Below are 12,758 nucleotides of genomic sequence, written 5' to 3'. Positions count from 1 at the left end.
ACCTCCTCCTTCAGCGCTTCTTGCCGGTCTTGCGACGGCGGACGATGAGCTTGTCGCTCGGACGGTTGGGCTTGCGGGTGCGGCCTTCCGGCTGACCCCACGGCGAGACCGGGTGGCGACCACCGGAGGTCTTGCCCTCACCACCACCATGCGGGTGGTCGACCGGGTTCATGACGACACCACGGACCGTGGGGCGGCGGCCCTTCCAGCGCATACGGCCGGCCTTGCCCCAGTTGATGTTCGACTGCTCGGCGTTGCCGACCTCGCCGACGGTGGCGCGGCAGCGCACGTCGACGCGACGGATCTCACCGGAGGGCATACGCAGCGTGGCGTAGGGGCCTTCCTTGCCCAGCAGCTGGATGCTCATGCCGGCCGAGCGGGCCAGCTTGGCGCCGCCGCCCGGACGCAGCTCCACCGCGTGGATGGTGGTACCGGTCGGGATGTTGCGCAGCGGCAGGTTGTTGCCCGGCTTGATGTCGGCCGTCGGGCCGGACTCGATGCGGGTGCCCTGCGTCACGCCCTTGGGGGCGATGATGTAGCGCTTTTCGCCATCCACGAAGTGCAGCAGCGCGATGTTGGCGGTGCGGTTCGGGTCGTACTCGATGTGCGCGACCTTGGCCGGGATCCCGTCCTTGTCCAGGCGACGGAAGTCGATCAGGCGGTAGGCGCGCTTGTGCCCGCCACCGCGGTGCCGGGTGGTGATCCGGCCGTGGGCGTTGCGGCCGCCGGACTTGGTCAGCGGGCGCAGCAGCGACTTCTCCGGGGTCGACCGGGTGATCTCGGCGAAGTCCGAGACGCTGGAGCCGCGACGGCCCGGCGTAGTCGGCTTGTACTTACGGATTGCCATGAGTTCTTCTCTGCTTTCTGGACTCCCGGGCGCTTACGCGACCGGGCCTCCGAAGATCTCGATGGGCTTGCTGTCGGCCGAGATGGTCACGAGCGCGCGCTTGGTGTTCTTGCGCTTGCCGTAACCGAAGCGGGTCCGCTTGCGCTTGCCCTGACGGTTGGCGGTGTTGACGCTGGTCACCTTCACACCGAAGACCTTCTCCACGGCGATCTTGATCTGCGTCTTGTTCGAGTCCGGGTGCACCAGGAAGGTGTAGGTGCCTTCCTCGATCAGTCCGTAGGACTTCTCGGAGATGACCGGCGCCAGCAGAATGTCGCGGGGGTCGGCGATGGTGGTCACTTGCTCTCCTCCTGTGCAATCGCCGCAGTGTCTTGCGGAGACTCCGCGGGGCCGTGCACGAACGCGTTGAGCGCCTCGACGCTGAACACCACGTCGTCGCTGTTGAGCACGTCGTAGGTGTTGAGCTGGTCGGGAGCGATCGGGTGCACGTTCTGCAGGTTCGCCACGCTCTTCCACGCGGCGACGTCCTCGCGGCCCACCACGACCAGGAACTTCTTGCGGTCCGACAGCTCGGCCAGGAAGCTCTTGGCGGTCTTGGTGGACGGGGTCTGCCCGGCCACCAGTTCGGTGATCACGTGGATGCGCTCGTTGCGCGCCCGGTCGGACAGGGCGCCACGCAGGGCGGCGGCCTTCATCTTCTTGGGCAGGCGCTGGGTGTAGTCGCGCGGCTGCGGGCCGTGCACGGTGCCACCGCCGGTGAACTGCGGCGCGCGGGTCGAACCCTGGCGGGCGCGACCGGTGCCCTTCTGCCGGTACGGCTTCTTGCCGCCGCCGGAGACCTGGCCACGGGTCTTCGTCGCGTGCGTGCCCTGGCGGGCCGCGGCCTGCTGGGCCACGACGACCTGGTGCATCAGCGCGATGTTGGCGGTCACGTCGAAGATCTCCGCGGGGAGGTCGACGGTGCCGTTGGTCTTGCCGCCGATCTCCTTGACCGGCAGCGTCAGGTTGGCCTTCTTCTCGAGGCTCGTCATGCGTGCGCACCACCCTTCACGGCGCTCTTGACGATCACGACGCCGCCCTTGCGACCCGGGATCGCTCCCTTGATCAGCAGCAGGCCGTTCTCGGCGTCCACCTTGTGCACCGACAGGTTCTGCGTGGTGACCCGGTCGTTACCCATCCGGCCCGACATGCGCATGCCCTTGAACACGCGGCCGGGAGTGGCGCAGCCACCGATCGAACCCGGACGGCGGTGCACGGCCTGCGCACCGTGCGAGGCGCCCTGGCCACGGAAGCCGTGGCGCTTCATGGTGCCCGCGAAGCCCTTGCCCTTGCTGGTGCCGGTGACGTCGACGTAGGTGCCCTCTTCGAACACGTCGGCGTTGATCTCCTGGCCGACCTCGAAGGTGGAGGCGTCCGCGACGCGGATCTCGGCGACGTGGCGGCGCGGGGTGACCCCGGCCTTGGTGAACTGACCGGAGACCGGCTTGGTCACCTTGCGCGGGTCGATGGCGCCGAAGGCGACCTGGACGGCGCTGTAGCCGTCGCGCTCCACGGTGCGGATCTGGGTGACGACGTTCGGCCCGGCCTTGATGACGGTCACGGGCACGACACGGTTGTTGTCGTCGAAGACCTGGGTCATGCCGAGCTTGGTGCCCAGGATGCCGGCGGCAGGCCTGTTCTTGTTGTCAGTCATGTCTCGAGTCCCCGTCACTGAATGTTGACGTCGACGCTGGCCGGCAGGTCGATGCGCATGAGCGCGTCCACCGTCTTCGGCGTCGGGTCGAGGATGTCGATAAGGCGCTTGTGCGTACGCATCTCGAAGTGCTCGCGCGAGTCCTTGTACTTGTGCGGCGAACGGATGACGCAGTACACGTTCTTCTCGGTCGGCAACGGCACCGGGCCGACGACGCGTGCCCCGGTGCGGGTCACCGTCTCCACGATCTTGCGCGCCGAAGCGTCGATCGCCTCGTGGTCATAGGCCTTGAGCCTGATGCGGATCTTTTGTCCCGCCACGCTAAGTGTCCTTTTCTCCGCTTTCCTTCGTGATCCGAAGCCCGGCTACACCAGTCCTCTGGACCACCCTCATTTGCACAGCCCGAACACACGAAGACGTCCCACACGGTGGAGACCATGACCGGGCATGCCCGATCCTCGCCGCTGTTCATCTGTCATGGTTCTCCGGTCCACGCGGTCGGGCGTGTCGCCCGTCCGCTCATTCCTCGGCCTCGGATCGCAACGTATCTCAGACCTGGAACACTGTCCCGGACGTACCCACGCCAGAAACCCGGCGAGGTACACGATGGGTACTGCTCGCCCTGCCCGACCAGCAGTTTCACGGAGAAACAGGCATGGCCCGGTGCAAGGCAACCCGAACAGTATGCACGACCCCCGTGGGCCACTTCAAATCAGTGGGGCCCGAGACAAACTTACTTCTGAGTAAGATAGCCGCCATGACGAAAGAGACCGTGACCTATCGCGGCTGGAAGAAGCTGCCGGACAACCGGCTGGGACATGCCCTGTTCTCGCTGGGAATGGTGGCCAGGGTGCCGTACTTCGGTACCGTGCTGCCGAACGTGGTCCGGCTCGAACCGGGGTTGTGCGAGGTCACCTCGCCCAAATGGTTCGGCATCCACAACCATCTGGGCACTTTCCACGCCATCGCGGCGTGCAACCTGGCCGAGGTGGCGATGGGCATGCTCAGCGAGGCGACCGTGCCCGCGACGCACCGGTGGATCCCCAAGGCGATGAACGTGCGGTACCTGGCCAAGGCGGAGACCGGACTGCGGGCGGTCGCGAAGCTGGCCGAGATTCCCGACTTCGCGAGCATCACCGAGGGCCGCGAGCTGGTGGTGCCGGTGTCGATCTACGACAAGCACGGCTTGGAAGTGGTGCACGCCGATATCACGACCTGGGTCACGCCCAAGTAGTCACCGGCGACCCCCGCGCGGCCGGTCCCGCCGACGCTTCGGCTCCTACTGCGCCGGAGCGGGTCGTTCACCCCGCGACGACACGGCCCCGATCGATGCGCAGGATGTGCTCGGCGCATCCGGCGAGATCGTCTTCCAGGCAAGCCGAGACGACGATCGTCATGTCCTGCCGCGCCAGAGCGCGCAGCATTCCGGCCAGGTAGCGACGGCCGTCGTCGTCCAAGTCGGCCATGGGATTGTCGAGCACGAGCGCCGTCGTACCGGCGGCGAGCGCTTTGGCCAGGCCGAGCCATTTCTTCTCGCTGCGGGACAGCCGCAGCACGGGCGTGGCCGAGGACGCCGCCAAGCGCGCGAGATGCAATGCCCGATCGACCAGTTCCTCGGCCGCGTCCCCGCTGTGCCCCGCGACCTTCGCCGAGAACTCCACCACCTCGGCGACCGACCAGGTCTCGCTGCCCTCGTACACGTCGGGGACCCAGCCGACCCTGGCGCGGACCGCCCACGGCTCGACGCTCGGATCCGCGTCCTCCACGCGCAGCCGCCCCCGGTGCGGCCGTAACTGGCCGGCGAGCATCGACAGCAGCGTCGTCTTCCCCGCGCCGTTCGGCCCGACCACCGCGGTGACCCGGCCCGCGGGGGCACGGAACGTCACGTCGTCGACCACCGCGACGCCGGCGTATTCGCGGCGCAGCCCGCTACAGGTGATGCCGAGGGCCACCGCGGTTCTCCATCTCGTCTCGTGATCTCATCCGGCCGCAGGTGCGCTCAGCAGGGCAGCGTCCGCCGATCTCCGGCCAGCGCGGAGAGCACGGCGGCGGTGGCGCGCGGGTCTTCGAGCATGCCGCTGTGGTCGGCCGCGTCGCCGGGGCATCCGTCCTGCAGCCACACGTTGCGGTCGGCGGGGGCGGGTGCGGCCAGCAGGGCGGTGTCCTGCGGCGTGATCACCTGGTCGGCGCGGGAGGCGATGGCCGTGTACCGGGGACCCGGCACGGTCTCGCCTCCCGCGTTCAGCCGGTTCAGCAGCGGTGACCCGACCACTTGCTGCTGCCCCGGAGTCCCGAAGACCTGGGCGGCGATCTGCGCGTCCCCCAAGCCGAGCGCGGCCAGGTCCGGATAGCCGGCGCGCAATCCGCCCCAGGTAGTGCCGCGATACGGGGTGCCGAGCGTCACCACCTGGGACACCGCATCGCCGCCGCGGGCGCGCAGATACTGCCGGATCACGGTGCCGCCGGTGGAGTGGCCGACCAGCGCCACCCGGCTCGCGCCCGTAGCCTCCCGCACGGACCGCACGACCTCGGCGAGCTCGCCCGCCATCCGGTCGATGTCGGCCACGCCGTAGACCGCGCGGCCCAGCAGTGCGGCGCCGATCGGCCCGATGCCGGTGGAACTGGAGCCGCTCTGCCCGCTCACCGCGTCGACCACGCCGGGCGCGGCGCCGATGTTCGCGGCGAACACGCAATGCCCCTCGGCTCGGATGGCGGGGGCGAGCAGCGGGAAGCTGCGGCCGATATCGGTGCCGGAGCCGTGCACGAGCACCACCGGCTCCGGTCGCGCCGGTGTCGGCTCGCAGGTCCAGTCGTTGGCGCCGTCCAGCGCCGGTGTCTCCGGTGCGGCGGCCGCGCTCGGCGCGTGGGACAGCGCCACGCAGGCCGCGGCCATCATGAGGCCGACGACGCGCGCGGCCCTGGTACGAACAGTCATCTCGAATTCCCGACCGATCAGATTCCCAATCCAGCGGCCAGCGTCGGCCAGGAATCCTTCAGCGCGTCCTCCCAGTAGCCCCAGGAATGAGTTCCTTCCGGGCGGAAGTTGTAGCGCGCGGGGATACCGAGGCTGTCGAGCCGGTCTTTCATGTTGTGTGAGCAGTAATTGGTGGCCGCTTCGATCACGCCGCCGACGACCAGTTGATTCGCGAAACCCCATGGGCCGTTCAGCGAGTATTTGCCGCCGTATCGGTCGTAGACGCCGGGCATGCCATTACCGCTGGCGATGTAGATGGATTTTCCGCGCAATCCCTCCGCCTGCACGTAAGGATCATTGGCCGCCCATTGCGGTGCGCCGGCGGGACCCCACATGTTGTCCAGCTCCGCCAGTCCCCATTCCTCGACGGTGAGCCGGACGAACTCGCGGCCGACCGGATCGCTGGTCTGCGCGCAACCGCTGTAGGCCGCGACGCTGGAGAACAACCCGCCCGTGGTCGCGGCGAGGGCGAGCGTCGTGGTCCCCGACATCGAGAAGCCCGCGAGCGCGTTGCGCCCGCTGGTCCCGAGGTACGCGTCGATGAGCGGGGGCAGTTCGCTGCTCAGGAAGGTGCGCCATTTCTGGCGGCCCAGTCTGGCGTCGTCCTTCTCCCAGTCCGCGTAGTAGCTGAACATGCCGCCGATCGGCGTGACCGCGTGCACGTTCTTGTCCGCGAGGAATTGCATGGCGTCGGTCTTCGTGGCCCAGGTGGAGCCGTCGACGCCACCGGCCGCGCCGAGCAGCAGATACAGCACCGGCCGTGGCACGCTCGTGTCCGCGGCGCGCTGCACCTCCACCGGAATGTCGATATCCATCGCGGCGGAATGCACCGTCAATGTCAGGCTCCGCGCATTGTGCTCCTGCACGGAAACAATGGAAGACTCCGCCGGCGCGGCCGTGGCCTGCGTCGAAATCATCGCCGACGCGGCGGCCACGGCGACGACCGCCGACAACATCAGCCGGCGGAGGTGGCTTCCTCTCATGACTCCCCTTATCCCGAATCCCGGTACGCCTCGCGTTCCGAGCTCAGGCTAGGGTCTGTCCCGAACCGATTCACGACTGAAGTTGCTGGGCCACCAATTCTGGGGGCAGGCATCGAAAAGCGGAATTATCGTTGCTCCATATCGATCCGATCCCGAAATAGCGAGCCCCCGATTCCTTGGGCCCAGGAGCGCGGAATAGTTGCGCTGCCGTCGTCCCAACGGATTGAATGCCCGTATGGGTGTCAGCGCGGACCGGGAAGTCGATGTGTGCGTGGTCGGGCTCGGTCCCACCGGGCGGGCGCTCGCGCACCGCGCCATGAACGCCGGGCTGTCGGTGTCCGCGATCGACCCACGCCCGGAACGGCTGTGGCCGCCCACCTTCTCCTGTTGGGTGGACGAGCTGCCGCGATGGCTGCCCGCCACGGCGATCGCGACGACCATCCCGGCGCCGACGGTATGGACGAAGACCGAGCATCGCATCGAGCGTCCCTACTGCGTGCTGTCCAAACCGGGCCTGCGGGCGGCGCTGCCGCTCGATGACGCCACCGTCGTCGCGGGCCGCGCCACGCGGGTGGACGCGCACGAGGTCGAACTCGCCGACGGCGCGGTGCACCGGGCGGCGACGGTGTTCGACGCCCGTGGGCTGCCCTCGCTGGGACGCCGCAGGGCGGCGAGCGCGCACGGCATCTTCGTCGACGCCGAGACCGCCGCCCCGATGATCACCGAGGGCGAGGGCTTGCTGCTGGACTGGCGGCCGGAGAACGGCGCGGGCCCGGACGAGCCGCCGTCGTTCCTCTACGCGGTGCCGCTCGGCGACGGCACGGTGATCTTCGAGGAGACCAGCCTCGGTCTCCGGGGCGGCATGCCGCAGCACGAACTGCGTAAACGCACGCTCGCGCGGCTGGCCGCGCACGGCATCCGGCTCAACGGCGCCGAACCGAGCGAGGCGGCGCACTACCCGCTGGACCAGCCGCCGCCGCGCAGAGGCGAGGCGCGCGCGATTCCGTTCGGTTCGCGCGGCGGCATGATGCACCCGTGCACCGGCTACAGCGTCGCCGACTCGTTGGCGCTGGTGGACACCGCGGTCGCCGCGCTGATGGAAGGCCGCGACCCGATCGCCGCGCTCTGGCCGCCGCGCGCGCGACTGGTGTATTGGATGCGGATGCGCGGCCTCTACGGCCTCGGCAGGCTCACCGCCGAGCAGTCCGTCGCCATGTTCGACGCGTTCTTCAGCGCGTCACCGCGCGGTCAGCGCGCTCTGCTGTCCGCCCACGACGACTACGCGGCGCTCGGCGCGGTGCTGTTCAACACGGTCGCGCACACCTGGCCGTTCCGCTGGCGCTACGACCTGGTCGGCTGGACCAACCGCGACCGCTGGCTGGACTACGACTTCGCCGAACCGCGGGAAGACGTCGTGCGCCGGATTGGCTGACCCGGCGGACGGCGACGTGGGTGGTTACGGCCCCGTCTCCGCGGCCCGCCGGTAACCCCTGATCGCGGGGTAGGCGAAGACGACGATCATCCCGATCGTCCAAGCCAGCGTCTCGAGCAGCGGGTCGGCGACCGCGCCGCCGTAGGACAACCCGCGCATCGCGTCGATCGCGCAACTCATCGGCTGATGCGCCACCACGTCCTGCAACCAGATCGGGTAGGCGAAGACCGGAACGAAACCCGAGTTGAAGAACATCAGCAGCGTGCTGATCATGCCGATGATGTTCACCAGCATGACGCCCTCGGACACGGTGGCCAGCGCGGTGACCAGCACGGCGAACGCCACCCCGAACAGCACCGGGATGCCGATCAGCGCCAGCCCCGCGAGCGGACCCTGCTCGAATCGGAAGCCGAGCAGCAGACCGACGGCGACGACGAACACCGTGGTCACCAGGACCCGGATGGCCTCGGCGAGCAACCGGCCGGTGAAGCCCGCCGCGCGGTGCACCGGCATCGTCCAGAACCGGCCGAGCAATCCGGTCATCTTCTCGGTCTTGAAGCCGAGTGCGCTGACCACCGCGCCGGACATCGCCGCGACCAGCGTCAGCAACGGGACCGTCCCGTACACGGCGGGCATCCCGGTCGCACCGGAGACGGGCTTGTTCAGCACGATGTAGAACATCACCAAGGTGAGCGCGGGATACACCAGCGTCTGGATGGTCGTCGCCGGATCACGCGCCCAGACCAGCAGCAGCCGCTTGCACTGGATCAGGCTCTGCACCACCCAGGTGACCAGCGAACCTTCCGGCTTCGCCCGGACCACGGGCAGCGGTTCGCTCGCGCGCACCTCCGCCTGCTCGGCCTGCGGCGCGGTGCGCTCCACGGTCGATTCCACCGAACTCATGACCGCCTCACACTCGCCCAGATCGCCAACGGGGTGAACACCGCCGCCAGCCCGATCAACCACACCAGCGGCACCCACAGCACCTGCCAGGTCACGCCGTCGGCCGCCATATCGCGCAACGCGAAGGAGAACTGGGAGATCGGCTGATTGCGCACGAACGGGCGAATCCATTCCGGGAAGTTGCGCTCGGGCACGAACCCGCAGGAAAGCATGCCGAAAATCAGCGTCGGCAGGGTCAGCGCCTGACTCAGCGACTCCGGGCTCTTGGTCAGACTGCCGAGCCCGTCTGCGCCGATCGCGAGCACCGTGCCGACCGCGAGGGAGAACGCGCAGAACAGCACGGCCTGGCCGGTGCCAGCGACGAAGCGGAAGCCGATCAGGTGCCCGAACAGCACCGCGGCGGTGAGCGAGGTCACCGAGCGGACCAGCCCGGCGCAGATGCGCGAGGTGAACGGCACCAGCGTCCCGATCGGCATGGTCTGCAGGCGGGTGCTCAGGCCGGTCATCGCCTCGAACGCGGCCAGCTGCGCGTTCGACATCATGGTGAAGGCCATGGTCTGCAACACGATGATCGGCATGACGTACTGGGCGTAGTCGACGCCCTGGATCTTCATCACATAGCGCAACGGCAGGTAGAAGCCGAGGGTGAAGATCAGCGGCGTGACCGCGGCGACGATCAGCTCGCCCTTGGTCGCCATGGTGCGCACGATGCGGCCGGTCAGCGCGCGCCACTGCGCGAACGACGACAGCCGCGCCGCGGGCAGCTCGGCGAACAAGGTCACGTCGGCTCGGACGTGCTCCGGGGCGGTCGCAGCGGTCACGCTCGCCCGCCCGAGTGGCCGGTGATGGACAGGAACACGTCGTCGAGCGAGGGACGGCGCAGCGCGATGTCGGCCAGTTCCACGCCGGCGCTGTCGAGCCTGCGCAACGCCTCGGTCAGCGTGGCGGCTCCCTCCGGCGCCGGGATGGACAGCCGGTCACCGCCGTCGATGTCGGCCAGCACCGCGGGCGGCACCAGGTCGCCGAGGGCATAGGCGGCGGTGCGCAGCTTCTTCTGGTCCAGGGGGACGACCTCGCAGTAGCTGCCGCCGGTCTTCTCCTTGAGTTCGTCGGCGGTGCCCTCCGCGATCACCGTGCCCTTGTCGATGACGATGATGTTGTCGCTGAGCACGTCGGCTTCCTCCAGGTACTGCGTGGTCAGCAGCACCGTGATGCCCTGGGTCTTGAGCGCGGTCACCAGATCCCAGACGCCCTGCCTGCTGCGCGGGTCCAGACCGGTGGTCGGCTCGTCCAGGAACACCACCTCGGGACGCACCACCAGGCCGCAGGCGATGTCCACGCGGCGGCGCATACCGCCCGAGTAGTGGCGCACGGCGCGGCGGCCCGCACTCACCAGATCGAATTCCTCCAGCAGGGTGTCGGCGCGCTTGCGGGCCGCGGACTTGCCCAGGCCCATCAGCCTGCCGAACAGCTCCAGGTTCTCCCGGCCGGAGAGGTTCTCGTCCAGCGCCGCGTACTGACCGGTCATCATGATCGATCGGCGCACGCCCGCCGGGTCCTTCAGCACGTCGTGCCCGGCGACGACGGCGGTGCCCGAATCGGGGCGCAGCAGCGTGGACAGCACCTTCACCATGGTCGTCTTGCCCGCGCCGTTGGGCCCTAGGATGCCGAGCACGGAGGCGCGTTCGGCGACGAAGCTGACGCCCTGCAGCGCATGCACATCGCCGAACGACTTGCGGACGTCCGCTACCCGGACCGCAGGCTCACTCGCATGCGAATCTGCTTGGTTGGAACTCGGCATCAACTCTCCACTATCGGCCGGTGCGGCGACCATGTCGCCCAGAGCGCAGGCGCACGCTCGGATTGGTGATCCGTCGCGCTCGGCGTGATGTTACCGGCCCGATCGCCCGGACTTCCGCATCGCGTGAGGTACCCGCACCGAGGCACGCCCATTGTGTCCTTACTCACATTTCTCGCTGCCCGTTCGCCAGGCGAAGAATCGGCGCTGGTGAGCGCGATCCGGTACGGACGCCGAGCCGCGGCCGAGCCTTGTCGGTCCGCTGCGCGAGACCATAGTCTGCTTTGCGGGGGAAAACACTCACTCGTCCGCGGCTGTGGCCCCACTCAGCGGTCCGCAGGCTGGTTTCGACACTGCGAGAGGTGATCATGGCCGAGTCCGCGCAGTCACGGTTGGCGGCGCGTCCGGGCGGAACGGGCCCTGCGAACGTCCTGACGTCCTATGATCCGCGCACCGGCGAGGTCGTGGGCAACTACGCCGTGATGAGCGCGAGCGAACTGAATCGCGCGGTGCGCGCGGCCCGATCCGCCGAAAAGTGGTGGGCCGAACTCGGATTCAGCAGTCGCAAGCGGTGGCTGCTGGACTGGAAACGCGAGATCGCCCGGCGCTCCGGCGAATTGGTCACCCTACTGTGCGAGGAGACCGGCAAGCCGGTGGCCGACGCCGCGATCGAGGTGATGCTCGCGGTGGAGGACCTGGACTGGGCCGCGCGCAACGCGGGTCGCGCGCTGGGCAGGCGGCGCATCGGTTCCAACTGGCTCACCCGCAATCAGCGCGCCTCGGTCGGTTATCTGCCGCTGGGCGTCGTCGGAGTGCTCGGCCCGTGGAACAACCCGGTATTCACCCCGATGGGTTCGATCGCCTATGCGATGGCGGCGGGCAACGCCGTGGTGTTCAAGCCGCACGAGCTGACCACCGGCGTCGGCGTGTGGCTGGCCGACAGCTGGTCGCGGCTCGCGCCGAACCAGCCGGTGCTGCAAGTTGTCACGGGAGACAAGGCCACCGGGACCGCGCTGTGCCGGGCGAAGCTCGACAAGATCGCCTACGCCGGTTCCGAGGCGGGCGCGCGCGAGGTGATCTCGGTGTGCGCGCAGACCATGACGCCGGTCGTCGTCGAGCGCAGCGGCAAGGGCAGCATGGTCGTGCACGTCGACGCCAAGCTGGACGACGCCGCCGAAGCCGCCGTGTTCGGCGCGATGGCCAACGCCGGGCAGAACGCCACCGGCATCCAGCGCGCCTACGTCGCCCAGTCGGTCTACGACCGCTTCCTGGACCTGGTCGCGGACCAGGCGCGCAAGCTGCGGCCGGGCGCGGACCGGAAGGCGTCCTACGGCCCGATGATCATGGAGTCACAGGTCGAGGTGGTGCGCAGGCAGGTGCGCGACGCGGTGGCGCGCGGCGGCCGCGCGGTGGTCGGCGGGCTCGACTCCATCCGCGATCCCTACATCGAGCCGATCGTGCTGGCCGAGGTGCCCGAGGAGAGCATCGCGATCACCGGCGAGGGCATCGGCCCGGTGCTGATCGTGAACAAGGTGGCGAGCATGGACGAGGCCGCCGAGCGGATCAACGCGGTGGGCACCGACGTCGCGGTGTCGGTGTTCACCAGGGACGTGCACGAGATCGAAGCGTTCGCCGAGCAACTGCGCGTCGGTGTGGTGACCATCAACTCCTCGACCGCCTACGCGGGCATCCCCGCGCTGCCCTTCGGCGGCGTGGGCGAATACGGCCAGGGCCACAGCCACGGCGACCAGGGGCTGCGCGAGTTCAGCCGGACCCTGGCCATCACCCGCAAGCGGTACCAGGCGCCGGTGAACCTGTCCACGTTCGATCGGCACCCACGCCACCTCCGCCTGGCCAGGACGATCTTCCGCATCCGGCACGGCCGCCGCCCCTGAGCGCAGGGCTAGGCGCGCTTCCGGCTTTCGCGGACTACTACGGCCCCGTGCGCGTCGTATTCCACCCGCTCGAACGTGGCGAAGCCCAACTCGTTCAATGCTTTCAGCGCGGTGTGTGAGTTGTAGTTGTTGGTCCCGCCGACGCTTGCCTGCCCTCCCGTGGCCAACCCGATGAGTTGAGTCGGCGGCCAGAGGACGTTGTCGACAAGGACCGCATAGGTCTGCGGCAGCCT

The 12,758-nt window shown here is 68.8% G+C and carries 14 protein-coding genes; 3 read left to right on the top strand and 11 right to left on the bottom strand.

Features of this window, described 5'->3' with window-relative positions:
• Positions 1-10: 10 nt before the first annotated feature.
• Genes rplB through rpsJ form a run of 5 tightly spaced genes read right to left on the bottom strand, consistent with a single transcriptional unit; the run spans position 11 to position 2,860 of the window.
• A complete protein-coding gene (gene rplB, locus ACWDMM_RS18755; RefSeq protein ID WP_039795441.1) occupies positions 11-847 on the bottom strand; it encodes a 50S ribosomal protein L2 in 837 nt (278 codons plus the stop codon).
• 33 nt (positions 848-880) lie between these two features.
• Positions 881-1,186 carry a 50S ribosomal protein L23 gene (gene rplW / locus ACWDMM_RS18750; protein ID WP_011207266.1) on the bottom strand — a complete coding sequence of 102 codons (306 nt, stop codon included), beginning with the start codon at positions 1,184-1,186 and terminating at the stop codon, positions 881-883.
• Entirely contained in the window at positions 1,183-1,878 is a 696-nt protein-coding gene (gene rplD, locus ACWDMM_RS18745) for a 50S ribosomal protein L4 (RefSeq protein WP_195080339.1), read from the bottom strand. Before rplD ends, rplW begins: the two co-directional genes overlap by 4 nt.
• A complete protein-coding gene (rplC, locus tag ACWDMM_RS18740; protein ID WP_195080338.1) occupies positions 1,875-2,540 on the bottom strand; it encodes a 50S ribosomal protein L3 in 666 nt (221 codons plus the stop codon). The genes rplD and rplC overlap by 4 nt, the downstream gene beginning before the upstream one ends.
• 14 nt (positions 2,541-2,554) lie before the next feature.
• Positions 2,555-2,860 carry a 30S ribosomal protein S10 gene (gene rpsJ, locus ACWDMM_RS18735; RefSeq protein WP_003938093.1) on the bottom strand — a complete coding sequence of 102 codons (306 nt, stop codon included), beginning with the start codon at positions 2,858-2,860 and terminating at the stop codon, positions 2,555-2,557.
• A 437-nt stretch (positions 2,861-3,297) separates the two neighbouring features.
• Between rpsJ and ACWDMM_RS18730 the strand changes: the two genes are divergently transcribed.
• Entirely contained in the window at positions 3,298-3,774 is a 477-nt protein-coding gene (locus tag ACWDMM_RS18730; RefSeq protein WP_195080337.1) for a hotdog fold domain-containing protein, read from the top strand.
• A 67-nt stretch (positions 3,775-3,841) separates the two neighbouring features.
• On the opposite strand, the gene ACWDMM_RS18725 is transcribed toward ACWDMM_RS18730, so the two are convergent.
• Genes ACWDMM_RS18725 through ACWDMM_RS18715 form a run of 3 tightly spaced genes read right to left on the bottom strand, consistent with a single transcriptional unit; the run spans position 3,842 to position 6,497 of the window.
• Positions 3,842-4,492, bottom strand: a complete 651-nt coding sequence (locus ACWDMM_RS18725; RefSeq protein WP_195080336.1) for an ATP-binding cassette domain-containing protein — start codon at positions 4,490-4,492, stop codon at positions 3,842-3,844.
• 47 nt (positions 4,493-4,539) lie between these two features.
• Positions 4,540-5,475, bottom strand: coding sequence for a lipase family alpha/beta hydrolase (locus ACWDMM_RS18720; RefSeq protein ID WP_195080335.1), 936 nt, complete (start codon positions 5,473-5,475; stop codon positions 4,540-4,542).
• 17 nt (positions 5,476-5,492) lie between these two features.
• Complete coding sequence (locus tag ACWDMM_RS18715; protein ID WP_449938595.1) at positions 5,493-6,497, bottom strand: alpha/beta hydrolase; 1,005 nt, start codon at positions 6,495-6,497, stop codon at positions 5,493-5,495.
• Positions 6,498-6,732: 235 nt separating this feature from the next.
• Between ACWDMM_RS18715 and ACWDMM_RS18710 the strand changes: the two genes are divergently transcribed.
• Complete coding sequence (locus ACWDMM_RS18710; RefSeq protein ID WP_449938594.1) at positions 6,733-7,929, top strand: lycopene cyclase family protein; 1,197 nt, start codon at positions 6,733-6,735, stop codon at positions 7,927-7,929.
• 24 nt (positions 7,930-7,953) lie between these two features.
• Here ACWDMM_RS18710 and ACWDMM_RS18705 read toward each other — a convergent pair whose 3' ends face one another.
• From ACWDMM_RS18705 to ACWDMM_RS18695, 3 genes are read right to left on the bottom strand one after another with little or no spacing between them, the layout of a single operon-like run.
• Positions 7,954-8,832 carry an ABC transporter permease gene (locus tag ACWDMM_RS18705; protein WP_195080332.1) on the bottom strand — a complete coding sequence of 293 codons (879 nt, stop codon included), beginning with the start codon at positions 8,830-8,832 and terminating at the stop codon, positions 7,954-7,956.
• A complete protein-coding gene (locus ACWDMM_RS18700; protein WP_195080331.1) occupies positions 8,829-9,653 on the bottom strand; it encodes an ABC transporter permease in 825 nt (274 codons plus the stop codon). The genes ACWDMM_RS18705 and ACWDMM_RS18700 overlap by 4 nt, the downstream gene beginning before the upstream one ends.
• Positions 9,650-10,633, bottom strand: a complete 984-nt coding sequence (locus ACWDMM_RS18695) for an ATP-binding cassette domain-containing protein (RefSeq protein WP_159850590.1) — start codon at positions 10,631-10,633, stop codon at positions 9,650-9,652. Before ACWDMM_RS18695 ends, ACWDMM_RS18700 begins: the two co-directional genes overlap by 4 nt.
• A 365-nt stretch (positions 10,634-10,998) precedes the next feature.
• Between ACWDMM_RS18695 and ACWDMM_RS18690 the strand changes: the two genes are divergently transcribed.
• Positions 10,999-12,525 (top strand): aldehyde dehydrogenase family protein, encoded by a 1,527-nt coding sequence (locus tag ACWDMM_RS18690; RefSeq protein ID WP_195080612.1) that lies wholly within the window; start codon positions 10,999-11,001, stop codon positions 12,523-12,525.
• Positions 12,526-12,758: the final 233 nt, after the last annotated feature.

It is taken from the genome of Nocardia sp. NPDC003726 (assembly GCF_053586955.1).
Note: the sequence above shows the minus strand (reverse complement) of the source record. Positions and strands in the feature narration are given on the sequence as shown.

Bases quoted from the DNA above. Each gene is read 5' to 3' on its own strand.
- rplB (WP_039795441.1), bottom strand. From the start codon at position 847: ATGGCAATCCGTAAGTACAAGCCGACTACGCCGGGCCGTCGCGGCTCC.
- rplD (WP_195080339.1), bottom strand. From the start codon at position 1,878: ATGACGAGCCTCGAGAAGAAGGCCAACCTGACGCTGCCGGTCAAGGAG.
- rplC (WP_195080338.1), bottom strand. From the start codon at position 2,540: ATGACTGACAACAAGAACAGGCCTGCCGCCGGCATCCTGGGCACCAAG.
- ACWDMM_RS18730 (WP_195080337.1), top strand. From the start codon at position 3,298: ATGACGAAAGAGACCGTGACCTATCGCGGCTGGAAGAAGCTGCCGGAC.
- ACWDMM_RS18720 (WP_195080335.1), bottom strand. From the start codon at position 5,475: ATGACTGTTCGTACCAGGGCCGCGCGCGTCGTCGGCCTCATGATGGCC.
- ACWDMM_RS18715 (WP_449938595.1), bottom strand. From the start codon at position 6,497: ATGAGAGGAAGCCACCTCCGCCGGCTGATGTTGTCGGCGGTCGTCGCC.
- ACWDMM_RS18710 (WP_449938594.1), top strand. From the start codon at position 6,733: ATGGGTGTCAGCGCGGACCGGGAAGTCGATGTGTGCGTGGTCGGGCTC.
- ACWDMM_RS18705 (WP_195080332.1), bottom strand. From the start codon at position 8,832: ATGAGTTCGGTGGAATCGACCGTGGAGCGCACCGCGCCGCAGGCCGAG.
- ACWDMM_RS18695 (WP_159850590.1), bottom strand. From the start codon at position 10,633: ATGCCGAGTTCCAACCAAGCAGATTCGCATGCGAGTGAGCCTGCGGTC.
- ACWDMM_RS18690 (WP_195080612.1), top strand. From the start codon at position 10,999: ATGGCCGAGTCCGCGCAGTCACGGTTGGCGGCGCGTCCGGGCGGAACG.